Here is a 24,605-nt window from a genome sequence, read left to right on the forward strand (position 1 = left end):
TTTTCCCGCAGCTGCGGGCGAACTCTATTTTATGGCCGATGCGCTTGAAAAAACACACTCGACTTCTCAGGGCATAGATCTGGGCCGCTTCGAGCGGGGAGAGCAGTTACCCGGCACCTACAGGGTGGAAATATGGCTTAATGAAAATTATATCCGAACGGAAAATATCTCTTTTGTATCTGTTAACGGCGTCGGGCTGGCGCCGGAGCTTAACCGGAGCGTGCTGGAATCACTCGGTGTCAGGGTCAAGGCATTTCCTGAATTATCCATGCTACCTGCCGAGGCAATAATTACCGATCCCGGCGCCTTTATACCGGATGCCTCCACCCGGCTGGATTTTGACAGGCAGAGACTGGATATCTCTATCCCTCAATCGGCGCTTAACGCGCGGGCACGCGGCACCGTTGACCCGTCGCGCTGGGACCAGGGCATTTCTGCACTGCTGGTAAATTACAGCATCAACGGCTCGCGCAGCTGGAGCCGGGACGGCGAGACGCAGGATCAGCTTTACACCAATCTGCAAAGTGGTATTAATGCGGGGCCGTGGCGCCTGCGTAACTACAGCACTGTGACCACGAACAACGGAAAACAGCTGTTTTCGTCGTTGAATACGACCCTGAGCCGCGACGTCCAGTTTTTGAGAGGGCAGTTTCAGGTGGGTGAAAGCAGCACCCCCGGCGACGTGTTTGACAGCGTGATGTTTCGCGGCGCCCAAATTTTTTCCGATGACACTATGTTGCCGGAAAGCATGCGCGGTTTCGCCCCCATCATTCGGGGGATCGCCCGCACCAACGCCACGGTTACCGTGAAGCAAAACGGCTACACGGTTTATCAAACCTACGTGGCGCCTGGCAGCTTTATCATTCGCGATCTTTATCCTACGTCAGCGAGCGGCGACCTGGATATTGTCGTCACCGAAGCTGACGGCAGCGTCCAGCATTTCGTGCAACCTTTCTCCGCGGTTCCCGTCATGCTGCGGGAAGGCCGCGTGAAGTATGCGCTGAGCACAGGCGAGTTTCGAACGACGAAGCATGGGGCACATACGCCCACATTTGGCCTGGGCACGTTGGCTTATGGCCTCGCCAATAATCTCACGCTGTACGGTGGCGTCCTGGGGGCAAGTAACTATGCGTCCGGCGTGCTTGGTTCCGGCCTCAGCTTTGGCGATATAGGCTCACTATCGGCGGACGTTACCCTTGCCGAAAGCCAGCTCGTTGAGGAGAAAAATCGCCGCAGCCGGGGACAGTCCTATCGGGTGCAGTATTCAAAAACGGTGGCCACGACCGATACCACCGTGACGCTCGCAAGCTATCGCTACTCCACGGAAGGGTTTTATACCTTCCAGGAAGTGAATGAATTCAGCAGCCAGCGCTACAACAAGCGAAGCCGATTGCAGCTCAACCTCAGCCAGTCGCTGCAAAGCTGGGGAAATTTTTATATTTCGGCATACCAGCAGGACTACTGGGGCAGACAGGGCTATGAGCGCAACGTCAGCACCGGCTTTAACACCAGTATTCGCGATATCAATTACTCGCTCGGCTACACCTACAGCGAAACGCCGGGCAAAGACCGTAGGGACCAGATTGTAGCCTTTAACTTACAGGTGCCGCTGAGCAAATGGCTGCCGCAAAGCTGGGCCAGCTATAGCGTGAATATGCAAAAGAACGGTCCGGAGACGCACCTGGTGGGGCTGAGCGGCACCGCACTCTCTGATAATAACCTGAGCTACCTTGTCCAGCAGGGCTATACGTCGTCTGGCGGAGAATCGAGAAGTTCCCTAAGCGGAACCTATAAAGGCGGCTACGGTACCGTAAGCGCAGGCTACAACTACAGCCGACAGAACAGTCAGCTGAACTTCGGCCTGCAGGGGGGGGTTGTCGGCCACGAGCATGGCGTGACGTTCTCTCAGCCGCTGGGGGATACCATTGTGCTGCTAGAAGCGCAGGGCGCATCAGGCGTGAGCGTGCGCAATAACCCTGGCGTTAAAACGGACTGGCGCGGATATGCGGTAGTGCCCTATGCCAGCGCTTATCAGGAAAACCGGATTGCGATAGACATCGGTTCGCTGAGGCCGGACGTGGATGTGGACGAATCCGTAGTCAACGTCGTACCTACGCGCGGTGCCGTGGTGCGCGCGACGTTCAAAGCGAGAACAGGGTTCCGTGCTCTGATAACGTTGCTGTATCAGAACTCGCCGGTGCCCTTTGGGGCCATGGTAAAGCTTAACGGAAGCGATGCGATGAGTATTGTTGGGAGCGACGGAGAGGTCTATATGAGCGGCCTGAACGACGGTGACAGCATAACGGTACAGTGGGGAGCGAAAACCTGTCGCGCCAAAATAAACTTGAACGCCTTACCGGGTAAAATTCAGCGTACCGCTGCGACGTGTCGTTAAATTTCTCATTGCGTTAATACGTATTATTACTTTTACGAGAGAAGGCCTACGCCTTGCCTGAAATGAAGGAACATATCATGTCCACCGTATTTAAAATCGCGACGGCAGCCGTGGGATGCGCTGTCTCTCTGAATGCCTTTGCGCTGTGTTCTGCAAACGACGTAGCGGTCAACTTCGATCACAATATTGTCGTTCAGCGGGATGCGCCGGTTGGAACGGTATTAGCAACGATAATCACCAGTAACCCCATAAAATGTGACCCTGAGGGTCAGCAAATCGGATATGATGGCTCGTGGTTTATTCAGCTCTCCGGGGCGAATACGGATTACGGCGCCTCGCCGCTGGCAAACGTGCGGGCGACAGAGGTTCCGGGTATTGGCATCCGGTGGAAGAACTTTTCCAGCACCACGCAAAGTAGCGAATTTGTCACCAGAATGGACCTTAATAACCCGAACTGGAGGCGAGGGATCCTCCAGGATGGTGTATCAACGTTCACGGATACTTTTGAGCTGATCAAAACCAGCACTACCCCGGAGACGGGCTCAATACCCGCTCAGGCGCTAAATATGGAATACAGTACTCCGAGAAGTAATAACATTATGCGCCTACCGCTTTTTAAATATATATTTTCGCCGATGAATATAAGCACTGCATCCTGTCAGATTGAAGATAAAAATTTGAATATCAATATGGGAATTGCGCTATTACCGAAGTTTAACGGCGTCGGCAGCACCCAGAATCAGGTGACATTTTCCATACCACTTATCTGTAGTGCACAGACCGCAGTGAATGTGACGTTGGATAATGTCAGCCCGCTTGCCGATCCTGTTAACGGAGTATTGGGGTTAAACAGCAGTTCGACGGCTACAGGTTTGGGCATTCAGCTAAAATATAACGATTCGCCCGTGCAGTTCGGCAAGCTTATTAAATACGGCACGACGACCTCGGCAGGAGAAATCGTCAATATTCCCTTTAAGGCCGCGTATTATATGACCTCTGCGAATGCTCGATCAGGCTCGGTGAGCGCCACGGCGTCGTTTACTATGACCTATCGTTAACGCATTATTTGAAATACCCTCGCATCCGGTCTGTTCTGCGCGGTTTCCACCGAATGCCTGAAAGATAACACCTGAATCAAGCAGAATGGGTTATGGGGATCATTTTTTCCGGCATGTTTGGTGTCGGGTTGAGCCTCTGCATTCCCGTCGGCAGGAGAGCCTTACAGCAGGGTGATCGCCTGTTCGCCGTGCTGTCGCCAGTGAAGGGTGAAGGCGGTGGCGTTGGCATGTCCTGCGCGTTGAAGGGTTAATGCCAGGGTAAGCGTTTTATCGTCGAGCTGTGTGACGCGAGTACTGTCAAACCCCATCCAGGACTGTACCTTCGGAAAGAGGGCTTTGAACAGGCTCTCTTTGGCGCTAAACGCCAGCGTCAGGGCGAGGGTGAACGGAAAACCTGAGCAGGAAAGGACGATCTCTTCCTGGGCATCAATGACGCCGTCTTTTATTTCCTGAGCTTCATTCTCGGAGAGGATCGTTTCGCAATCGATGCCGATAATCGCCGGATGGTCGCATGTCACAACCGCCATCGCCTGCGTGCCGCTGTGGGTGATGCTTCCTGAAACGCCTTCCGGCCAGAGCGGTTCACCGCTGGGGCCGATGCCGGGCACGGTGTGGTCAGGTAAGGCATGCGCGGCGGCGATGCGGCCTGCCAGATGCTCGGCTTTGCGTTTGCGCCCGGCGTTTGCAAGCTCGGCGTGGTGGGGGAGCCAGAGGAGATCGGCGTCGGTGAAGGTGGTTGGGTCGAAGGTGACGTGGTGAACGGTGTGGCCGGCGAGAATGAACGTGGTGTGGATTGTGTGCATGGTTTTTCCTTCAGAATTGTGCGGCCTGATGCCCTCACCCCGGCCCTCTCCCACGGGGAGAGGGAGCAAACACTAAAAACGGCAACGGGGTTGCCGTTTTGCTTTCACCTCGTCCTCACCCCAGCCCTCTCCCACAGGGAGAGGGAGGCGTTGTTGCCTTTATCAGAAACGCGTATTCACGCTCATATACCACGTGCGGCCTGGCTCATTATAGGTATAAGCCCCCGCGCCGTACATATACGCACCGGTGGTGGCGTTGCCCGTGGTCTGGGCATTACCCGCGCGCCACTGGCGCTTGTCGAAGACGTTATCCACGCCGCCGGTCAGGCTGACGTTTTTGGTCATGTCCCAGGTTGCGCTCAGACCAACGATGCTGTACGGGCTGACTTCGTCTTTCTCAGACCCGGTCACCGGCTGACCTTTGTAATTGTACTTCTTCGGCTGCTGCTTGCCGTACCAGGTAAAGGTCGACTGGAGCGACACGTCCTGATGCACCTGCCAGCTCAGGGTTGAGTTCAGCGTGTACTCCGGAATGATCGACAGACGGTCGCCGGTCTCCTTGTTCTTGCTCTGCAGCATGTAGGTGATGTTGTTGGTCCAGTTAATCGTGTCGCTGACCGGCACGTTCAGGGAGCCTTCCAGACCTTCAACCACCGCCTTCGGCACGTTTTCCCACTGGTAGATATCCGTCTGCACTTTACCGGAAGAGGTGTGACCAATCGGCGCGTAGCCCGCTTCAATCTTGTCGCGGTAGTCGTTGCGGAACCAGGTGACGCCCGCCAGCCAGCCGTCGTGTTTCCACTCCAGGCCAATCTCTTTGTTGATGCTGGTTTCGGCCTTCAGGTCGTCGTTACCCATCATGTAGCAGCCCACGCCGTCGGAGCTGGCGTAGCAGCCCTGGCCTTTGCTGTAGAGCAGGTAGTTCGGGTTGGTCTGGTACAGGCTCGGCGCCTTATAGGCGCGGGCGATCCCCATCTTCAGCGTGAAGTCATCCCCCAGACCCTGCGACAGGTTAAGTGACGGGCTCCAGTTGTTGCCGACGATGGTGTGATGGTCGAAGCGCAGGGCAGGGGTCAGCATGGTGCTGTCGGTCAGCTCCATGTTGTTTTCGGCGAACAGAGAGAAAATCTCTGCCGACGTGTACGGGCTGCGGTCATTGCTCATGCCCGGAATGGTGCCGCCCTGCTGGGTTTGGGTGAAGGAGGTCGAGTCCTTCATGCGCTGCTGGTTCCACTCGGTGCCGAGCGTCAGGTTCTGGTTAACGAGGAAATCAATCGGCAGGTTGATTTCACTGTGCAGCATCACGTCGGCCAGATCGGTGTCGGTGAATTTATTACTGTTGAACAGGCCTTCCAGACCGCCCGCCAGCCCTTCGCCCAGACGGGAGTTGCGGGTGTGCTCGTACTGCGCCCAGTTGCTGGTGGTAATGCCGTTATCCCAGCCGCCGTTCCAGGTCACCGCGAAGTTCTGGCGATAGATACGGTTGGTCTCTTTGCCGTAGTTCTTTTTCACCAGACCGCTGGAGCTGTTGTCGTTGTTGGTGTTCTGGGTATCACCGGCGTAGAGGTTGTTCTGGCGGCTGTAGCCCGCCTCAAATTCCAGAGACTGCATCGGCGCAAAGTCCCAGCGCACCACGCCGTTGATGTCTTTATTTTCCCCCCCTTCACGGCCCGCGGGCAGCGTGTCGGCGTAGGCACCGGTTCGGTCAGACTGGTGACCCTGGTTGATGTCCCACGCGTCGGCCTGGGTTTTGTCCAGATTGCCGAACATGCGGAAGCTGAAGTCGCCGCCCAGCGGGCCGCTCAGGCTGAAGTTAGTGCGCTTGGTGGAACCTTCATCCTTGTGCTCAGGCGCATTCAGGTAGGTGTTCCAGGAGCCGTGCCACTGGTCGTCGAATTTTTTGGTGATGATGTTCACCACGCCACCTGCCGCGCCGTTGCCATAGCGCGCGGCGGCCGGACCGCGGATCACTTCGATGCGCTCGATCATCTCCGGCGGCACCCAGCCGGTATCGCCGCGGGTGTCGCGCTCGCCGCGCCAGCCCAGACGGATGGAGTTTCGGCTGGTCACCGGCTTGCCGTCGATCAGGATCAGGGTGTTTTCTGGCCCCATGCCGCGGATATCAATCTGACGGTTATTCCCGCGCTGGCCGCTGGTGGAGTTACCGGTCAGGTTAACGCCCGGCATGGTGCGGATGATTTCAGCCACGTCCCGTGCGGGCGGGTTTTTACGTATCTCATCGGCGGTGATGGTCGATACCCCCGGCGCCTGCAGATTCTGCTCGGCGGCGGTGATCACCATCGTGTCTTCGTGCTGCGCAGAGGCGGTGTTGTCGTCTGCCAGAGCGGGCAGCGCGGCGCCGTAAATCCCTAAATTGACCAGCAAGGCCAGAGAGTGAATCTTCTTATTCATTGTACGTCCTGCTTTTGTGGTTGTTTTATGAGCGCTTCCCACAGCGCGGGCACTACGCTATTGCAAATGCAAATAGTTATCAATAATATTATCAATAAAATTTGCTCTGAAACAAAAAAGACTGTTAAACATGAGGTTATAAGGGTGACGGCGTTAACAACGGGAAGTGAAGCGTGGTGGCAGTCGAAAAACGGGCCTGAATGGACGCCGAAAAAGGGAAACTATCGCGTCACGTTCTGGTGGCGTGACCCGGCAGGAACGCAAAGAACGTCACCGATCAAACGCGTCTGGCTCTACGTCACCGGCGTGACCGATCACCACCAAAATGCCCGCCCGCAGTCTCTCGAACGCATTCCCGATACCGACGTCTGGCAGTGGCAGGGCGATTTCAGCCCCGAGTGGCGTGGAAGCTACTGTTTTATCCCTTCCATGAATGAAAACGATTTTGCCAGCGTCGTGTTTGAAGGCGAGCAGCCGGAGCGCATGGCGCTGCGCGAAGGGTGGCGCAAGCTGCTGCCGCACGCGGTTTCCGACCCGCTGAATCTGCAAAGCTGGCGCGGCGGGCGCGGCCATGCCGTCTCCGCGCTGGAGATGCCGGGCGCGCCGGTTCAGCCGGGCTGGAATCATCCCGATACGCCGTATCAACCTCCGATTTGTATTGAGTGGGAAAGCGCGCGCCTGAAAAATCGCCGTCGCGTCTGGATTTTCACTACCGGGGGCGACGACCCGGAACGTCCGCTGGCGGTGCTGCTCGACGGGCAGTTCTGGGCCGAAAGCATGCCGGTCTGGCCTGCACTGGCGTCGCTCACCGCCGAGCGCAAATTACCGCCTGCGGTCTACGTCTTAATCGATGTTATCGACATGGAGCATCGGAACCGCGAGCTGCCGTGCAATCCCGATTTCTGGCTGGCGGTGCAGGAAGAACTTCTCCCCCTTGTTAAAAAACGCGTGCCGTTTAGCGACCGCGCCGACCGTACGGTGGTGGCTGGCCAGAGCTTTGGCGGTCTCGCGTCGCTTTATGCTGGCCTCCACTGGCCGCAGCGTTTTGGCTGCGTGCTTAGCCAGTCCGGCTCTTACTGGTGGCCACACCGCGGCGGCCAGCAGGACGGGCTGTTAATCGAACAACTTAAAGCCGGTGAAATATCTCCTCGCGGGCTACGCATCATTCTTGAAGCCGGGCGCAACGAGCCGCTCATCTTCCGCGCGAATCAGGCGATTTACGCCGAACTGCACATACACCAACCGGTTATCTGGCGTCAGGTTGACGGCGGACACGATGCGCTTTGCTGGCGCGGTGGGCTGACGCAGGGGCTGATGACCCTCTGGCAGCCGCTTATTCACTAACGGAGTCTGTATGGAATTCAGCAATCCTTTCGATAATCCGCAGGGACAGTTCGCCATTTTGCAAAACGACCAGGGGCAGTACAGCCTGTGGCCGCAGCAGTGCGAACTGCCGGCAGGGTGGCGCGTGGTGTGCGAAGCACAGTCGCAGGAGGCGTGCCAGCAGTGGCTTGCCGGGCACTGGCAAACGCTTGAGCCGTCTTACTTTGTGGGGGAGAAAGCATGAACCGTCTTCCTCTCGTCGCCGCCCAGCCGGGGATCTGGATGGCGGAACAGCTGTCCACGCTGCCAAACGCCTGGAGCGTGGCGCACTACACCGAGCTGAAAGGCAATATCGATGCGCCACTGCTGGTTAAAGCCATTGCGGAAGGCATGCTGCAGGCCGATACCCTGCGCATGCGTTTTGCAGAAGAAAACGGTGAGGTGTGGCAGTGGGTGGATGAGACCTTCATTCTGCCGGAACCGTCCGTTGTTCGCGTTGATTCCCACGCCGCCGCCGTGGCGCTGATGGAATCCGATCTTAACCAGAACCTGCGCGTCGACAGCGGTCAGCCGCTGGCGTTTCACCAGCTGATTCAGGTCGGTGACAACCACTGGTACTGGTATCAGCGCTATCATCATCTGGTAGTGGATGGCTTCAGCTTCCCGGCCATTACCCGCCAGATCGCCGCAATTTATGCCGCGTGGAAAAAGGGCGACCCCACGCCTGAATCCCCGTTTACCCCATTTGCAGAGGTGGTGGACGAGTACCAGCGCTATCGCGACAGCGAGGCGTACCAGCGCGACGGCGCGTTCTGGGCCGAGCAGCGCAAACAGCTGCCTTCTCCGGTCTCGCTCTCCTCCGCGCCGCTGCCGGGTCGTGCCGCGACAACGGATATCCTGCGCCTGAAAATCGCCGCCGACGGTCGTGCTTTTAGCCAGCTTGCGCAGGCGGCAGAAAACGTACAGCGCACCGACCTGGCGCTTGCGCTGGTGGCGCTGTGGCTGGGGCGCCTCACCGGACGGCTGGACTACGCCGCCGGGTTTATCTTTATGCGAAGGATGGGGTCCGCAGCCCTGACCGCGACCGGACCGGTGCTTAACGTCCTGCCGCTGGCGGTCAATATCGATCCGCAGGAGAGCCTGCCCTCGCTGGCGCTGCGCCTGGCGAACCAGCTGAAAAAAATGCGCCGCCACCAGCGCTACGACGCTGAGCAGATCGTGCGCGACAGTGGGAAAGCTGCGGGCGATGAAGCGCTGTTCGGCCCGGTGCTGAACGTGAAAGTGTTCGACTACCAGCTGGATATCGACGGCGTGGAGGCCATCACCCACACGCTGGCGACCGGCCCGGTGAACGATCTGGAACTGGCGCTGTTCCCGGACGAGCAGGGCGGGTTGAGCATTGAGATCATCGCCAATAAACAGCGCTACGACGAGGCGACGCTGACGCGTCACGTCGCGCGCCTGAACGCGATGCTGAGGCAATTTGCGGCCAACCCGGACCTGCGCTGCGGCGAGGTGGAAACCGTTTCAGAACAGGAATACGCAAAGCTCGCACGCATCAACGATACCGGACTGGCGCTGCCGTCCACTACGCTCGCGGATCTGGTGGCGGAACAGGCGAGCAAAACGCCAGATGCCCCGGCGCTGGCGGATGCGCACGTTGAGCTGAACTATCGCCAGATGCGCGAGCAGGTCGTCGCGCTGGCAAATCTGCTGCGCGCGCGCGGCGTGAAGCCGGGCGACAGCGTGGCGGTGGCCCTGCCGCGCTCGGTATTCCTGACGTTAGCGCTGCACGGCATTGTGGAGGCGGGCGCCGCGTGGCTGCCGCTCGACACCGGCTACCCGGACGATCGCCTGCGGATGATGCTGGAGGATGCGAAGCCGTCCCTGCTCATTACCACTGACGAACAGCTTCCGCGCTTTAGCGATCTCTCCGTCGAGACGTTTAGTTACAACACACTATTACCGACCGCGGGTGCTGAACCGCTGCGGCTGGCGAAGCCGGAGCAGACGGCGTACATCATCTTTACCTCCGGCTCGACCGGGCGTCCAAAAGGGGTCATGGTCGGCCATACCGCCATCGTTAACCGCCTGAAGTGGATGCAGGATCATTATCCACTGACGTCGTTTGACGTAGTGGCGCAGAAAACGCCGTGCAGCTTTGACGTGTCGGTGTGGGAGTTCTGGTGGCCGTTTATCGCCGGGGCGAAGCTGGTGATGGCCGAGCCGGACGCGCACCGCGATCCGCAGGCGATGCAAAGCTTCTTCTCCCACTATGGCGTGACCACTACCCACTTCGTGCCGTCGATGCTGGCGGCGTTTGTTGCCTCGCTGACGCCGGAAAACGTCGACTGCTGCAAAACGCTTAAGCAAGTGTTCTGCAGCGGCGAAGCGCTGCCGACGGCGCTGTGCCGCGAGTGGGAAGAGCTGACCCGCGTGCCGCTGCACAATCTTTATGGCCCGACGGAAGCGGCGGTGGACGTCAGCTGGTATCCGGCGTTTGGGCCTGAGCTGGCGGCGGTGGAAGGCAACAGCGTGCCGATCGGCTTCCCGGTGTGGAATACGGGGCTGCGCATTCTGGATGCGATGATGCGCCCGGTACCGTTCGGCGTGGCGGGCGATCTCTACCTCACCGGCATCCAGCTGGCGCAGGGGTATCTGGGACGCCCCGATCTCACCGCCAGCCGCTTTATCGCCGACCTGTTTGCGCCGGGCGAGCGGATGTACCGCACCGGAGACGTTGCCCGCTGGCTGGATAACGGCGCGGTGGAATATCTGGGCCGCAGCGACGACCAGCTTAAAATTCGCGGCCAGCGCATCGAGCTGGGTGAAATCGACCGGGCGATGCTGTCGCTGCCGGACGTGGCCCAGGCCGTGGCGCACGCCTGCGTCTTCAACCAGGCGGCGGCAACGGGCGGCGATGCCCGCCAGCTGGTGGGGTACGTGGTTTCTGAATCCGGCTTACCGCTGGACCGCGACGCGCTGCTGGAATCGCTCAAAGCCCAGCTGCCGCCGCATATGGTGCCGGTGGTGCTGCTGCAAATCAGCGCGCTGCCGCTGAGCGCCAACGGCAAGCTGGATCGCAAGGCGCTGCCGCTGCCGGAACTGACCGGTAAAACGTCCGGACGGGCCCCGGAAAGCGAAACCGAAATCGCCGTCGCGCAGGCGTTTGCTGCGCTGCTGGGCTGCGAGATCAACGACATTGAGGCGGATTTCTTTGCCCTCGGCGGCCACTCGCTGCTGGCTATGCGTCTGGCGGCACAGCTTAGCCGTGCGTTCAACCGCAAGGTCACGCCGGGGCAGATTATGGTCGCCTCGACGGTCAGCAAGCTTAGCGCCCTGCTGGACTCGCAGATGAGCGACGAGCAGGCGCAGCGTCTGGGGTATGAAACGCTTCTGCCGCTGCGTGAGGGCGACGGCCCGACGCTGTTCTGCTTCCATCCGGCGTCCGGCTTTGCCTGGCAGTTTAGCGTGCTGGCGCGCTACCTCAGCCCGCGCTGGTCAATCGTCGGCATTCAGTCGCCGCGCCCGGACGGGCCGATGCAGGAAAGTGCGGATCTGGATGGGGTGATCGAGCGCCACCTGTCTACGTTACGTAAGCAGCAGCCGCAGGGGCCGTATTACCTGTTCGGTTATTCCCTCGGCGGCACGCTGGCGCAGGGGATTGCGGCCCGCCTGCGCGGGCAGGGTGAAGCGGTTTCGTTCCTCGGCCTGCTGGATACCTGGCCGCCGGAAACCCAGAACTGGGCGGAAAAAGAGGCTAACGGCCTCGACCCGGCGGTGCTGGCAGAGATCGAGCGGGAACGTCAGGCGTTTATCGCCGCCCAGCAGGGGCAGGGCTCCAGCGAGCTGTTTAACGCCATTGAAGGCAACTACGCCGACGCGGTGCGGCTGCTCACCACGGCACACAGCGCGCGCTTTGACGGCAAAGCGACGCTGTTTGTCGCCGAGCGCACGCGAACCATGGATCCGCAGGCGGCCTGGGCGCCGTGGGTGGCGGAGCTTGAGGTGTACAGCCAGGATTGCGCCCACGTGGATATCATTTCACCGCAGGCGTTTGAGAAGATAGGGCCGGTGTTGAAGAATATTTTGGGGTAACGTCAAAAGCGCCGGGTGTAGGCCGGGTAAGGCGTAGCCGCCACCCGGCAATTACCGTCGACCTAACGGCACCACCAGCGGCGTGCCCGCCACCGGATCGTTGATTATCATGCAGCGCAGGCCGTAGATCCGCGCGATCAGCTCCGGCGTAACAATCTCCTTCGGCGCGCCCTGCGCCACAATCTCCCCGTCTCGCAAGGCAATCAGGTGCGTGGCATAGCGGCACGCCTGGTTTAAATCGTGCAGTACCGCCGCCAGGGTGTACCCCTGCGCGCGGTTCAGCTCGCTCAGCAGCTCCAGCAGGTCAATCTGGTGGCTGATATCCAGCCACGTTGTCGGCTCGTCCAGCAGCATGATGGAGGTCTCCTGCGCCAGCACCATCGCGATCCACGCGCGCTGACGCTGTCCGCCGGAAAGGGTATCCACGCTTTGCTGAGCGAGATCGGTAATGCCCGTCGCCCGCATCGCGCGGTTCACCGCCTCGTCATCTTCCTTGCGCCAGCGGGTAAACAGCGGCTGGTGCGGATAGCGTCCGCGCGAGACCAGCTCCTGCACCGTGATGTCCCCCGGCGTGGTGGCGTTTTGCGCCAGCAGCCCGATGCGCCTGGCCACCTCTTTGCTGGCGAAGCGCTGGATCTGCTCGCCGTCGAGAAGCACGCTCCCCGCAACCGGCGTCATCAGGCGGCTCAGTGTGCGCAGCAGGGTCGATTTTCCGCAGCCGTTCGGGCCGATAATCGCCGTGAAGTGGCCGTCCGGAATGGCGACGGATAAATCACGGGCAATAATTTTTTTGCCGTAACCGAGGGTGAGATTTTCGCCGCGCAAGCGGGTGGTTGAATCTGTCATTTCTTGCGTGACTCCTGAACGAGCAAGACGATAAGGTAAATGCCGCCGAGGCTGACGGTCACCACGCCCACTGGAAGCTGGTAAGGCATAAACAGCCGCTGGGCGCAGAGATCGGCGGCCAGCAGCAGCAGCGCGCCGCACAGCGCCGCCTGAGTTAATCCCCAGCGCGCCGTCCCGCTTAGACGTCGTGCGATATGCGGCGCGACAAGGGCGATAAACGATATCGGCCCGGCGATGGCGGTGGAGGCGGCGGTCAGCAGTACGGCGACCAGCATCAGCATCAGGCGCGAGCGCTCAACGCCCACGCCCAGCGCGCAGGCGCTGTCGTCGCCCATCTCCAGCAGCCGCATGCGCCGTACCAGCAGCAGCGCGCCGATAAACATCAGCACAATCAGCGGTGCCGCGGGCCAGGTTTTGCCCCACGTCAGGCCGTTGAGGGAGCCCGCGTACCACAGCCCGGCGGAAAGCGCCGTTTCCAGCGAGGCCTGCAGCAGCAGCCATGTGTTAAAGGCCATCAGCATCGCACGGATGCCGATACCGATAATGATCAGCCGGAAGGTGTCGATGCCGTTGCGCCAGGCCAACAGCCAGATAACCAGCGACGTCAGAATGCCGCCCGCCATCGCCGTAAAGGTGATGGCCGTCAGGTGCTGGCCGAACAGCACCATCGCCACCAGCACGCCGCTCCAGGCCCCGGTATTGAGGCCCATCACGTCCGGGCTGCCGAGCGGGTTGCGCATCAGCGACTGGAAGATCGCGCCGCTGACCCCGAGCGCCGCGCCCACCAGAATGGCCATCGCCACGCGCGGCAGTCGCCATTCGGTGACAACCAGGGTGATATTGCGCGGCGCGCTGCCGAGCAGGGCGTCAAACACCTGGGTGAAATCAAGCGTCACCGCGCCGCTGCGCAGGCTCCACGTTGCCAGCAGCAGAATGGCGATAACCAGCAGGGAGACGCAGGCGACTAAACGCCGGGAGGGAGCCATCATGCGCCACCTCCGCGTCTACGGCGTACCAGGAAAATCAGCATCGGCGCACCGATAAAGGCGCTGACCACCGAGACGCGCAGCTCGCCGGGCACCAGCAGGCGGCCCAGCACGTCGGCAAACAGCAGCAGGGCAGGGGTCGCCAGCAGCGTGACGGGCAGGGACCAGCGGTGATCCGCCCCCACCAGCCAGCGCGCCATATGGGGCATCATCAGGCCGATAAAGGCAATCGGGCCAACCACGGCGGTCGCGCTGCCGCACAGGACGGTGATGGCCAGCAGGCCCGTCAGCTGCGTGCGCGCCACGCGGTTGCCTAGGGCGGTGGCGGTGTCGCTGCCGAGGCTCAGGCTGTTCAGCGCCCGGCTTAACGACAGCGCTACGACGACGGCAATCATCACCGGGATCGCCACCACTTTCAGGGTTTCAAGGGTGCGGATATCCAGCGAGCCGGCCTGCCAGAAGCGCAGCTGGTCGTAAACGTCCGGGTTGAGCAGAGCGATGCCGTTGGACAAGCCTTCCAGCACCGCGGCAAGCGCCACGCCCGCCAGCGTCAGGCGTACCGGGCTCAGCTGCCCGCCGCCCTGGCTGCCGGTAAACGCCACCACCAGCGAGGCGGCCAGCGCGCCGCAAAAGGCCATCACCAGCTGTTCAGAGGGCGACGTCAAACCGAACAGCGCCGCGCCGAGCACGATGGCAAAGCTGGCACCGGAGTTCACGCCGAGAATGCCGGGGTCCGCCAGCGGGTTACGGGTAAGGGTTTGCATCAACGCACCGGCAAGGCCGAGCGCGCCGCCGGCCAGCAGTCCGGCAAGGGTGCGGGGCAGACGGGCGTCGAGCACGATGACGCAGTCGGCGCTCTGACAGGTGCCGGAGAGCGCATCAACGATAACGGAGGCGGGCAGCGGCTTGGCGCCGACCAGCAGGCTGAGCGCAATCGCCAGGCTCAATAGCAGCAATAAAACGGGCACGGCAATGGCGCGCACCGAAGAAGAGGAAAACGACATAGCAACATCCATGATTTGATAATGATAGTGATTATCGTTATCTATCTTATTTGGCTATGTTAGCATGTGCGCCCATGGAATGGGTAGAATTACACTCAAGGCTTTGTCATGAATCAAAAATCCTGGCTGCTCAACCTCAGCCTGCTCAAAACGCACCCGGCGTATCGCGCCGTCTTTATCGCTCGTTTTATCTCCATTTTATCCCTCGGTCTGCTCGGCGTGGCCGTGCCGGTCCAGATCCAGACTATGACGCACTCCAGCTGGCTGGTGGGGTTATCGGTGACGTTAACCGGCGGGGCGATGTTCATCGGCCTGATGGTCGGCGGCGTGCTGGCGGACCGCTACGAGCGTAAAAAGCTGATCCTGCTGGCGCGCGGCACCTGCGGCGTGGGCTTTATCGGGCTGTGTCTGAACGCTATGCTGCCGGAGCCGTCGCTGATGGCCATATATGCCCTCGGGCTGTGGGACGGTTTCTTTGCCTCCTTAGGCGTGACGGCGCTGCTGGCGGCGACGCCCGCGCTGGTCGGGCGCGAGAACCTGATGCAGGCGGGGGCAATCACCATGCTCACCGTGCGCCTCGGCTCGGTGATTTCGCCGATGGTCGGCGGCCTGCTGCTGGCGACCGGCAACGTGGCGTGGAACTACGGCCTGGCGGCGGCGGGGACGTTTATCACCACGCTGACGCTGCTGCGCCTGCCGCTGCTGCCACCCCCGCCGCAGCCGCGCGAGCATCCGCTGACATCACTGATGGCCGCTATTCGTTTTCTGTTGAGTAACCCGCTGATTGGCGGCATTGCGCTGCTTGGCGGCCTGCTGACCATGGCGAGCGCCGTGCGCGTGCTGTATCCGGCGTTAGCGGGAGAGTGGCGGATGAGCGCCTCGGAGATTGGCCTGCTGTACGCCGCGATTCCGCTCGGTGCGGCCTGCGGGGCGCTGACCAGCGGCAACCTGGCGCAGAGCACGCGTCCGGGGCTGATTATGCTGCTTGCCACGCTGGCCTCGTTTATCGCCATTGGCTTCTTTAGCCTGATGCCGGTCTGGGCGCTCGGGGTGATGTGTCTGGTGATCTTTGGCTGGCTGAGCGCCATCAGCTCGCTCTTGCAGTACACCCTGATCCAGACCCAGACGCCGGAAGGGATGCTCGGGCGCATCAACGGCCTGTGGACCGCGCAGAACGTCACGGGCGATGCCATCGGTGCGGCGATCCTCGGCGGGCTGGGGGCGATAATGAGCCCGGTGGCGTCAGCGAGCAGCAGCGGGTTTGTGTTAGCGATGGTTGGTGTGATCTTATTGGTGGTGCTGGTGGAATTGCGGCGGTTCAGGCAGGAGAGTGCCCCTGTGTGATTTGCCGGGTGGCGGCTGCGCCTTACCCGGCCTACATTTTGCACCCGTAGGCCCGGTAAGCGAAGCGCCACCGGGCGCATACATTACCCGAAAATTGCCTCTAAACGCTGCAACACCAACATCGCGCTGTAATAATCCAGGCGGAACGTCTCGGTTCCTAACGCCCACACGCGCTTGTTTTTCACCGACGGTAGGTGCGCCAGCAGCGGGTTAGCGTAAATCGCCGCCACGTCTTTCTCATCACCGGCAAACACAAACAGCCCTTCGCCGTTCAGTCCCGTCGCCAGGTTTTCACCGCCCAGCTGGATAATGTCGTGGCGCTTGCCCTGGCTTGTTGAGGTCTGCAACCCGGCAGGCAGCTCCGCCAGCGTAAAGCCCAGCTGGTGCAGCAGCTTGCCCTGCGCCGATTCGGCGGTCCACAGGTTGGCGGAATGCGCGGCGGCGGTGTAGACGATGGCGTTCACCGGCTGCGGCGGCAGCGTCATTTGCTGTTTCACCTGCGCGAGCTGTGTATCAAACGCGGCTATGCGCCCGGCGGCCTGCTTTTCGTGTCCGGTGATCGCGCCCAGCTGAGTCAGCAGCGCCTGCCAGCTCTTGTCGTCGTAGTTGATGATAAGCGTCGGCGCGATAGCTGAGAGCTGATCGTACAGCGCCAGTGCGGAATCCCCGCCGGTGGCGCTGATCAAAATCAGGTCCGGCATTTGCGCGGCTACCGCTTCGGCGCTCGGCTCGCCAATGTACAGCCGCGCTACCTTGCGCTGCTTCGCGATATCGCCCCACTGGCGCAGGAAACCCTGTCCATCCGCCACGCGGTTGTTTGGCGTGGTCGCGCCGCTGGCGACGACCGGTGCGTCAATGGCCAGCAGGGAGCCGGTTAAGGTCACGCTGGTGGAGACAATGCGCGTCGGTTTGTGCTCAAGGGTATGTACCCCGCGGCTGTCAGTCACCTGACGCGGCCAGTCGGCGGCTGCGGCTGAGGTAAGTCCTAAAACAAAAAGTGATAATAAAAGCAGGGGATTACGGAAAACGGCAGGGAATTTCACAGCGCGGGATCCTGTTTTTGTTGAAGATAATGCTTCTCATTTTCATGGTTGCCGCACTGGGATGCAAGCTTTTGTCGCACAAGTTATTTGCCCGACGGTTGACAGCGAAGCGATGTGGGATTAGGTTAGCCGACGAAAATATAAATGATAATCATTATTGCTTCTTTTATCATTTTGAGGAGGATGATATGGATACGTCCCTGGCTGAGGAAGTTCAGCACGCCGCAACCACGCTGGAATCAGACCGTTTTTTCTTTATGTCGCCTTACCGCAGCTTTACCACGTCCGGCTGCTTTGCCCGCTTCAGTGAACCCGCCGTCGGCGGTGACGATCCGGCGGGTCGCTTCCAGCAAAAATTAGCCCAGGCCTTCCGCACGGCAAAAGCCAGCGGTATTGCTCACCCGGTGATGGTGGGGGCGATCCCGTTCGACACCCGCAAGCCCTCGTCGCTGTTTATTCCGCAACGCTGGGAAACCTTTTCCCGTCCCGCACGTCAGCAGTCCGCACGTTATTTTTCCGGCGCGCAGACGCTGAAGGTGGCACAACGCACCGAGATCCCGCCGCAGCCCGTCTTCGAAGAGATGGTCGCTCGCGCCGCGTCGCTGACCGCCACGCCGCAGGTGAACAAGGTGGTGCTGTCACGCCTGATTGATATCGCGACCGACAAACGCATGGACAGCGGCGCCCTGATGGAGCGCCTGATCGCCCAGAACCCGGCGAGCTTCAACTTCCACGTGCCGCTGGAAGACGGCGGCGTGCTGCTGGGCGCTAGCCCGGAGCTGCTGCTGCGCAAAGAGGGGGCGCACTTTAGCTCGCTGCCGCTGGCAGGCTCCGCGCGCCGTCAGCCGGACGACGTGCTGGATCGCGAAGCGGGCAACAAGCTGCTGGCCTCCGAAAAGGACCGTCACGAGCACGACCTGGTCACCCAGGCGATGAAGGCCATTCTGGCACCGCGCAGCCATCATCTCAGCATGCCTGATTCTCCTCAGTTGATTACCACGCCGACGCTGTGGCATCTGGCGACGCCGGTGGAAGGCGAGGCGCGTGAAAACGAGAACGCCCTGACCCTGGCCTGCCTGCTGCACCCGACCCCGGCGCTGAGCGGCTTCCCGCATCAGGCGGCGAAAGAGCTGATTGCCGAGCTGGAGCCGTTCGACCGCGAGCTGTTTGGCGGCATCGTTGGCTGGTGCGACAGCGAAGGCAACGGCGAGTGGGTGGTGACCATCCGCTGCGCGCGTCTTCGTGAAAATACCGTTCGCCTGTTTGCCGGTGCGGGCATTGTGCCTGCCTCCTCCCCGGTGGGCGAGTGGCGCGAGACGGGCGTGAAGCTCTCCACCATGCTCAACGTGTTTGGTTTGCACTAAGGAAGACTCATGACCATTCCCTTTACCCGCTGGCCTGAGGCATTTGCCCGCCGATACCGTGAAAAAGGCTACTGGCAGGATCTGCCGTTGACCCACATCCTGACGGATCGGGCGGACAGCGATGCGGTGGCGATTATCGATGGCGATCGCCACATTACCTACCGCGCGCTGAATCAGGCCGTAAACAACCTGGCCTCAGCCCTTCAGGCGCGTGGGCTGCAGCGTGGAGAGACGGCGCTGGTGCAGCTTGGCAACGTGGCCGAGTTTTACATGACCTTCTTCGCGTTGCTGCAAATTGGCGTCGCGCCGGTCAACGCGCTCTTTAGCCACCAGCGCAGCGAGCTGAACGCCTACGCGGCGCAGATCAACCCCGCCGTGCTGATCGCCGATCGCGACCATGCGCTGTTTGCGGGCGATGATTTTCTTCATGCCTTTGTGGATGAACATCGCTCGGTGCGCGTCGTGCTCCTGCGTGGCGATAAGGGTGAATATGCTCTGGACGCGGCGATTGCGCTTCCGGTGGACAATTTTATCCCTAACCCGACGCCCGCCGACGAAGTGGCATTCTTCCAGCTCTCCGGCGGCAGTACCGGCACGCCGAAGCTGATCCCGCGGACGCACAACGACTACGACTACAGCATTCGCCGCAGCAACGAGATCTGCGGTATCACTGCGCATACCCGGTATCTGAACGCGCTGCCCGCGGCGCACAACTACGCCATGAGCTCGCCGGGCTCACTGGGCGTCTTTACCGCGGGCGGCTGCGTGGTGCTGGCGAACGATCCGAGCGCCACGCTCTGCTTCCCGCTGATCGAACAGCATCAGATTAACGTCACCTCGCTGGTCCCGCCGGCGGTCAGCCTCTGGCTGCAGGCGATTGCCGACGGTGCGGGGAACGCGCAGCTTAACTCCCTGAAGCTGCTGCAGGTGGGCGGCGCACGCCTTTCCGCCACGCTTGCGGCGCGCATTCCGGCAGAAATCGGCTGCCAGCTGCAGCAAGTGTTCGGCATGGCAGAAGGGCTGGTGAACTACACCGCGCTCGACGACGCGCCGGAACGCATCATCAACACCCAGGGCCGACCGATGTGCCCGGACGACGAAGTGTGGGTGGCGGACGAGCACGGCAACCCGCTGCCGCGCGGGGAAGTCGGGCGCCTGATGACGCGCGGCCCGTATACCTTCCGCGGCTATTTCAACAGCCCGGAACACAACGCCAGCGCCTTCGACGCAGACGGCTTTTACTGCTCCGGGGATCTGATCGCCATTGATGAGCAGGGCTACATCACCGTGCAGGGGCGCGAGAAAGATCAGATCAACCGCGGCGGCGAGAAGATTGCTGCCGAAGAGATCGAGAACCTGCTGCTGCGCCATGAGTCGGTGATCCACGCCGCGCTGGTGAGCATGGAGGATAGCCTGCTGGGTGAGAAGAGCTGCGCGTATCTGGTGGTGAAACAGCCCCTGCGCGCGGTCGAGGTGCGTCGCTTTCTGCGCGAGCAGGGCGTCGCCGAATTCAAGCTGCCGGACCGCGTGGAGAGCGTGGATGCGCTCCCGCTGACGCCGGTCGGCAAAGTCGATAAGAAACAGTTGCGCCTGTGGCTTGCTGAACGCGCCCGGGGCTGAGGAACAGAGTATGGCCATTCCAAAATTAACCGCTTACGCGCTGCCGACCGCCGCAGAGTTGCCAACTAGCAAGGTGAACTGGGCGTTTGAGCCCGAGCGCGCGGCGCTGCTGATCCACGATATGCAGGAGTATTTCCTGAACTTCTGGGGCGAAAACAGCGAGATGATGCAGCAGGTGGTGGCGAACATCGCCAGACTGCGCGCCTGGTGCAAAGAACACAATATCCCGGTGTACTACACCGCGCAGCCAAAAGAGCAGAGCGATGACGATCGCGCCCTGCTGAACGACATGTGGGGCCCGGGCCTGACCCGTTCGCCGGAGCAGCAGCGCATCGTCGCCGAGCTGGCGCCGGACGAAGCGGACACGGTGCTGGTGAAGTGGCGCTACAGCGCGTTCCACCGCTCGCCGCTGGAGCAGATGCTGAAAGAGACGGGCCGCAACCAGCTGCTGATTACCGGCGTGTACGCCCACATCGGCTGCATGACCACCGCCACCGACGCCTTTATGCGCGACATTAAGCCGTTCTTCATTGCCGACGCACTGGCGGATTTCACCCGTGACGAGCACCTGATGTCGCTGAACTATGTGGCCGGACGCTCGGGCCGCGTAGTGATGACTGACGAACTGCTGCCGTCCGTTCCGGCCTCGAAGGCCGCGCTGCGCGAGCTGATCCTGCCGCTGCTGGATGAGTCCGACGAGCCGATGGATGACGAAAACCTGATCGACTACGGACTGGATTCGGTACGCATGATGGCGCTGGCCGCCCGCTGGCGCAAAGTACACGGCGATATCGACTTCGTGATGCTGGCGAAAAATCCGACCCTCGACGCCTGGTGGGCGCTGCTTTCCCGCGAGGTGAAGTGATGGGATGGGATTTCACCGGTAAAACCGTCTGGGTGACGGGCGCGGGGAAGGGGATTGGCTACGCGACCGCACTGGCATTTGCCGAAGCCGGCGCGCAGGTGACCGGGTTCGATTTGGCCTTCCCGCAGGATCACTATCCGTTTACCACCGAAACGCTGGACGTGGCGGATGCCGCGAAGGTGCATGAGGTGTGCGGGCGCGTGCTGGCTTCGCTCGAACGGCTGGACGTGCTGGTCAACGCGGCGGGCATTCTGCGCATGGGGGCGACGGACCAGCTCTCGCAGAAGGACTGGCAGGACACCTTTGCGGTCAACGTTGGCGGCGCGTTCAATCTGTTCCAGCAGACCATGGGGCAGTTCCGCCGTCAGCAGGGCGGGGCGATTGTTACCGTGGCGTCCGATGCGGCGCACACGCCGCGCATCGGCATGAGCGCCTATGGCGCATCGAAAGCGGCGCTGAAAAGCCTGGCCCTGACCGTCGGGCTGGAGCTGGCAGGCAGCGGCGTGCGCTGCAATCTGGTGTCGCCGGGCTCAACGGACACCGATATGCAGCGCACCCTGTGGAAAAGCGACGATGCGGAGCAGCAGCGCATCCGCGGCTTCGGCGAGCAGTTTAAGCTCGGTATTCCGCTGGGCAAAATTGCCCGTCCACAGGAGATCTCCAGTACGGTGTTGTTCCTTGCCTCCGATGCCGCCAGCCATATCACCCTGCAGGATATCGTGGTGGACGGCGGCTCCACGCTGGGGGCGTAAATGATCTGGAAACGTCATTTATCGCTTGAGGAACTGAACGCCACCAGCGTGAATACTCTGGTGGCGAACCTGGGCATCGTCTATACCCGCCTCGGGGACGATACGCTGGAAGCGGAGATGCCGGTGGATGCGCGTACCCATCAGCCGTTTGGCCTGCTCCACGGCGGGGCCTCGGCGGCGCTGGCGGAAACGCTCGGCTCAATGGCCGGATTTCTGATGACCCGCGACGGACAGAGCGTGGTGGGAACGGAGCTGAACGCCACGCATCATCGGGCGGTATCCCACGGCACGGTTCGTGGCGTGTGTCAGCCGCTGCATCTTGGGCGTTCGAGCCAGAGCTGGGAGATTGGGGTTTTCGACGAGCAGGGGCGGCGGTGCTGTACCTGCCGATTGAGTACGATGGTGCTGGGCTAGCCCAGGCAGATCAAAGTGATCGGCTTAACACTGTGGTGTAAATCTCTGGTTTGACCACGCATTATTGCGTTTCAAAGTTGTTAAATTTTTCCGGTTGTTCTAGAAACAAAATGTAACATCTCACTGTTTCACAACAACGGACAACAACTATGAACAACTCAGGGAAATACCTTACATGGGCAGGGCTCTCCGTTGTGGGAGCCTTTGCCCTGGGCTACATCGCCCTCAACCGGGGGGAGCAGATCAACGCGCTCTGGATCGTCGTTGCCTCGGTCTGCGTTTACCTGATCGCCTATCGTTTTTATGGCCGCTATATCGCTAAAAATGTTCTGGCGGTCGATAGCACCCGCATGACGCCTGCCGTCCGCCATAACGACGGTCTGGACTACGTGCCGACCGACAAGAAAGTGCTGTTCGGTCACCATTTTGCGGCGATCGCCGGAGCAGGCCCGCTGGTGGGCCCGGTGCTGGCGGCGCAAATGGGCTACCTGCCGGGGATGATCTGGATCCTCGCCGGGGTGGTGCTGGCGGGGGCGGTGCAGGACTTTATGGTGCTGTTCGTCTCCACCCGCCGCGACGGACGTTCGCTGGGGGAACTGGTGAAAGAGGAGATGGGGGCCACTGCCGGGGTGATTGCGCTGGTGGCGACCTTTATGATCATGGTGATCATCCTCGCGGTGCTGGCGATGATCGTGGTGAAAGCGTTGACCCACAGCCCGTGGGGAACGTATACCGTAGCCTTTACCATTCCGCTGGCGCTGTTCATGGGGATCTACATCCGCTACCTGCGTCCGGGCCGCATTGGTGAAGTGTCGGTGATTGGTCTGGTGTTGCTCGTGTTCGCCATTATCTCCGGCGGCTGGGTGGCGGAAAGCCCGACCTGGGCACCGTTCTTCGACTTTACCGGCGTACAGCTGACCTGGATGCTGGTGGGCTACGGCTTTGTGGCGGCGGTGTTGCCGGTGTGGCTGCTGCTGGCACCGCGCGACTACCTTTCAACGTTCCTGAAAATCGGCACTATCGTCGGGCTGGCGATCGGCATTCTGATTATGCGCCCGACGCTGACCATGCCGGCGCTGACCAAATTTATCGACGGCACCGGCCCGGTCTGGACCGGGAATCTGTTCCCGTTCCTGTTTATTACCATTGCCTGCGGTGCGGTGTCGGGCTTCCACGCGCTGATCGCCTCCGGGACGACGCCGAAGATGCTGGCGAATGAAAATCAGGCCTGCCTGATTGGCTACGGCGGCATGCTGATGGAGTCCTTCGTGGCCATCATGGCGCTGGTCTCCGCCTGCATTATCGATCCGGGCGTCTACTTCGCGATGAACAGCCCGATGGCGGTCCTGGCTCCGGCCGGTACCGTTGACGTGGTGGCATCTGCCGCGCAGGTGGTGAGCGGCTGGGGCTTCGCGATTACCCCTGATACGTTGACGAGCATCGCCAGCGAAGTGGGCGAGCAGTCCATTATCTCCCGCGCGGGCGGGGCGCCGACGCTGGCGGTGGGCATGGCGTATATTCTCCACGGCGCGCTGGGCGGGCTGATGGACGTGTCGTTCTGGTATCACTTCGCCATTCTGTTTGAAGCGCTGTTTATCCTGACGGCGGTGGATGCGGGAACCCGTGCGGCGCGCTTTATGCTGCAGGATCTGCTGGGCGTCATCTCCCCGAACCTGAAGCGGACCGACTCGCTCCCGGCTAACCTGCTGGCGACGGCGCTGTGCGTGCTGGCGTGGGGCTATTTCCTGCATCAGGGCGTGGTCGATCCGCTGGGCGGGATTAACACCCTGTGGCCGCTGTTCGGTATCGCCAACCAGATGCTGGCGGGCATGGCGCTGATGCTCTGCGCGGTGGTGCTGTTCAAGATGAAGCGCCAGCGCTATGCGTGGGTGGCGCTAGTGCCTACCGCGTGGCTGCTGATCTGTACCCTGACGGCGGGCTGGCAGAAGGCCTTCAGTCCGGATAACAAGGTGGGCTTCCTGGCAATTGCCAACAAGTTCCAGGCGATGATCGACAGCGGCAAGATCCCGGCACAGTACACCGAATCACAGCTGTCGCAGCTGGTGTTTAACAACCGTCTGGACGCCGGGCTGACCATCTTCTTTATGGTGGTGGTCGTGGTGCTGGCGTTGTATTCTCTCAAGACCGCGCTGGCGGCATTGAAAGTCGACACGCCAACGGCGAAAGAGACGCCGTATGAGCCAATGCCTGAAAACCTGGAAGAGATTGTGACCCAGGCGAAAGGGGCGCACTAACCTTTGTGCCGGGTGGCGGCTTC

General features: G+C 61.0%; 18 protein-coding genes. 12 read left to right on the forward strand and 6 right to left on the reverse strand.

Annotated features, from left to right (window positions below):
• Positions 1–31 precede the first annotated feature (31 nt).
• Together V1572_RS08570 and V1572_RS08575 are read left to right on the forward strand one after the other, a co-directional pair.
• Entirely contained in the window at positions 32–2,395 is a 2,364-nt protein-coding gene (locus V1572_RS08570; protein WP_395299869.1) for a fimbria/pilus outer membrane usher protein, read from the forward strand.
• 77 nt (positions 2,396–2,472) lie between these two features.
• Entirely contained in the window at positions 2,473–3,453 is a 981-nt protein-coding gene (locus tag V1572_RS08575; protein ID WP_262765316.1) for a fimbrial protein, read from the forward strand.
• Positions 3,454–3,614: 161 nt separating this feature from the next.
• Here V1572_RS08575 and entD read toward each other — a convergent pair whose 3' ends face one another.
• Entirely contained in the window at positions 3,615–4,256 is a 642-nt protein-coding gene (entD, locus tag V1572_RS08580) for an enterobactin synthase subunit EntD (RefSeq protein ID WP_395299870.1), read from the reverse strand.
• A gap of 162 nt (positions 4,257–4,418) precedes the next feature.
• Positions 4,419–6,668, reverse strand: coding sequence for a TonB-dependent siderophore receptor (locus V1572_RS08585; protein ID WP_395299871.1), 2,250 nt, complete (start codon positions 6,666–6,668; stop codon positions 4,419–4,421).
• 144 nt (positions 6,669–6,812) lie between these two features.
• Between V1572_RS08585 and fes the strand changes: the two genes are divergently transcribed.
• Genes fes through entF form a run of 3 tightly spaced genes read left to right on the forward strand, consistent with a single transcriptional unit; the run spans position 6,813 to position 12,089 of the window.
• Positions 6,813–8,012: an enterochelin esterase gene (gene fes / locus V1572_RS08590; protein ID WP_395299872.1), complete on the forward strand. Its 1,200-nt coding sequence runs from the start codon at positions 6,813–6,815 to the stop codon at positions 8,010–8,012.
• A 10-nt stretch (positions 8,013–8,022) separates the two neighbouring features.
• Positions 8,023–8,235 carry an MbtH family NRPS accessory protein gene (locus V1572_RS08595; protein WP_045909628.1) on the forward strand — a complete coding sequence of 71 codons (213 nt, stop codon included), beginning with the start codon at positions 8,023–8,025 and terminating at the stop codon, positions 8,233–8,235.
• Entirely contained in the window at positions 8,232–12,089 is a 3,858-nt protein-coding gene (gene entF / locus V1572_RS08600; protein WP_395299873.1) for an enterobactin non-ribosomal peptide synthetase EntF, read from the forward strand. Before V1572_RS08595 ends, entF begins: the two co-directional genes overlap by 4 nt.
• Before the next feature lie 51 nt (positions 12,090–12,140).
• Here entF and fepC read toward each other — a convergent pair whose 3' ends face one another.
• The 3 genes from fepC to fepD are packed head-to-tail and all read right to left on the reverse strand — an operon-like array spanning position 12,141 to position 14,925.
• Entirely contained in the window at positions 12,141–12,935 is a 795-nt protein-coding gene (gene fepC, locus V1572_RS08605; protein WP_126534578.1) for an iron-enterobactin ABC transporter ATP-binding protein, read from the reverse strand.
• The gene (fepG, locus tag V1572_RS08610; protein WP_395299984.1) at positions 12,932–13,921 is read right to left on the reverse strand and encodes an iron-enterobactin ABC transporter permease; all 990 of its coding nucleotides are present in this window, start codon (positions 13,919–13,921) and stop codon (positions 12,932–12,934) included. Before fepG ends, fepC begins: the two co-directional genes overlap by 4 nt.
• A complete protein-coding gene (gene fepD, locus V1572_RS08615; RefSeq protein ID WP_395299874.1) occupies positions 13,921–14,925 on the reverse strand; it encodes a Fe(3+)-siderophore ABC transporter permease in 1,005 nt (334 codons plus the stop codon). The genes fepG and fepD overlap by 1 nt, the downstream gene beginning before the upstream one ends.
• A gap of 108 nt (positions 14,926–15,033) precedes the next feature.
• Here fepD and entS point away from each other — a divergent pair, with 108 nt between their 5' ends.
• Positions 15,034–16,269: an enterobactin transporter EntS gene (gene entS, locus V1572_RS08620; protein ID WP_395299875.1), complete on the forward strand. Its 1,236-nt coding sequence runs from the start codon at positions 15,034–15,036 to the stop codon at positions 16,267–16,269.
• Positions 16,270–16,352: 83 nt separating this feature from the next.
• Here entS and fepB read toward each other — a convergent pair whose 3' ends face one another.
• The gene (gene fepB, locus V1572_RS08625; RefSeq protein WP_395299876.1) at positions 16,353–17,312 is read right to left on the reverse strand and encodes a Fe2+-enterobactin ABC transporter substrate-binding protein; all 960 of its coding nucleotides are present in this window, start codon (positions 17,310–17,312) and stop codon (positions 16,353–16,355) included.
• 188 nt (positions 17,313–17,500) lie between these two features.
• Between fepB and entC the strand changes: the two genes are divergently transcribed.
• The 6 genes from entC to cstA all read left to right on the forward strand — a co-directional run bounded on the left by entC (position 17,501) and on the right by cstA (position 24,582).
• Entirely contained in the window at positions 17,501–18,676 is a 1,176-nt protein-coding gene (gene entC, locus V1572_RS08630; RefSeq protein WP_395299877.1) for an isochorismate synthase EntC, read from the forward strand.
• A 9-nt stretch (positions 18,677–18,685) separates the two neighbouring features.
• Positions 18,686–20,296, forward strand: coding sequence for a (2,3-dihydroxybenzoyl)adenylate synthase EntE (gene entE / locus V1572_RS08635; protein ID WP_252077435.1), 1,611 nt, complete (start codon positions 18,686–18,688; stop codon positions 20,294–20,296).
• A gap of 10 nt (positions 20,297–20,306) precedes the next feature.
• Positions 20,307–21,161 (forward strand): isochorismatase, encoded by an 855-nt coding sequence (locus V1572_RS08640; protein WP_045909619.1) that lies wholly within the window; start codon positions 20,307–20,309, stop codon positions 21,159–21,161.
• Positions 21,161–21,913: a 2,3-dihydro-2,3-dihydroxybenzoate dehydrogenase EntA gene (gene entA / locus V1572_RS08645; protein WP_262805487.1), complete on the forward strand. Its 753-nt coding sequence runs from the start codon at positions 21,161–21,163 to the stop codon at positions 21,911–21,913. Before V1572_RS08640 ends, entA begins: the two co-directional genes overlap by 1 nt.
• Positions 21,914–22,327, forward strand: coding sequence for a proofreading thioesterase EntH (gene entH / locus V1572_RS08650; RefSeq protein WP_047745870.1), 414 nt, complete (start codon positions 21,914–21,916; stop codon positions 22,325–22,327).
• Positions 22,328–22,476: 149 nt separating this feature from the next.
• Complete coding sequence (gene cstA, locus V1572_RS08655) at positions 22,477–24,582, forward strand: pyruvate/proton symporter CstA (protein WP_045909616.1); 2,106 nt, start codon at positions 22,477–22,479, stop codon at positions 24,580–24,582.
• Positions 24,583–24,605: the final 23 nt, after the last annotated feature.

Origin of the sequence: Enterobacter quasiroggenkampii, from assembly GCF_043972695.1 — a bacterium.
In the GTDB taxonomy this organism is placed as follows: Bacteria; Pseudomonadota; Gammaproteobacteria; order Enterobacterales; family Enterobacteriaceae; genus Enterobacter; species Enterobacter quasiroggenkampii.

Excerpts from the sequence above, each read along its gene's own strand:
- V1572_RS08570 (WP_395299869.1), top strand. The coding sequence starts at position 32 with ATGGCCGATGCGCTTGAAAAAACACACTCGACTTCTCAGGGCATAGAT.
- V1572_RS08575 (WP_262765316.1), top strand. The coding sequence starts at position 2,473 with ATGTCCACCGTATTTAAAATCGCGACGGCAGCCGTGGGATGCGCTGTC.
- entD (WP_395299870.1), bottom strand. The coding sequence starts at position 4,256 with ATGCACACAATCCACACCACGTTCATTCTCGCCGGCCACACCGTTCAC.
- V1572_RS08585 (WP_395299871.1), bottom strand. The coding sequence starts at position 6,668 with ATGAATAAGAAGATTCACTCTCTGGCCTTGCTGGTCAATTTAGGGATT.
- V1572_RS08595 (WP_045909628.1), top strand. The coding sequence starts at position 8,023 with ATGGAATTCAGCAATCCTTTCGATAATCCGCAGGGACAGTTCGCCATT.
- entF (WP_395299873.1), top strand. The coding sequence starts at position 8,232 with ATGAACCGTCTTCCTCTCGTCGCCGCCCAGCCGGGGATCTGGATGGCG.
- fepC (WP_126534578.1), bottom strand. The coding sequence starts at position 12,935 with ATGACAGATTCAACCACCCGCTTGCGCGGCGAAAATCTCACCCTCGGT.
- fepG (WP_395299984.1), bottom strand. The coding sequence starts at position 13,921 with ATGGCTCCCTCCCGGCGTTTAGTCGCCTGCGTCTCCCTGCTGGTTATC.
- fepD (WP_395299874.1), bottom strand. The coding sequence starts at position 14,925 with ATGTCGTTTTCCTCTTCTTCGGTGCGCGCCATTGCCGTGCCCGTTTTA.
- entS (WP_395299875.1), top strand. The coding sequence starts at position 15,034 with ATGAATCAAAAATCCTGGCTGCTCAACCTCAGCCTGCTCAAAACGCAC.
- entC (WP_395299877.1), top strand. The coding sequence starts at position 17,501 with ATGGATACGTCCCTGGCTGAGGAAGTTCAGCACGCCGCAACCACGCTG.
- entE (WP_252077435.1), top strand. The coding sequence starts at position 18,686 with ATGACCATTCCCTTTACCCGCTGGCCTGAGGCATTTGCCCGCCGATAC.
- V1572_RS08640 (WP_045909619.1), top strand. The coding sequence starts at position 20,307 with ATGGCCATTCCAAAATTAACCGCTTACGCGCTGCCGACCGCCGCAGAG.
- entA (WP_262805487.1), top strand. The coding sequence starts at position 21,161 with ATGGGATGGGATTTCACCGGTAAAACCGTCTGGGTGACGGGCGCGGGG.
- entH (WP_047745870.1), top strand. The coding sequence starts at position 21,914 with ATGATCTGGAAACGTCATTTATCGCTTGAGGAACTGAACGCCACCAGC.
- cstA (WP_045909616.1), top strand. The coding sequence starts at position 22,477 with ATGAACAACTCAGGGAAATACCTTACATGGGCAGGGCTCTCCGTTGTG.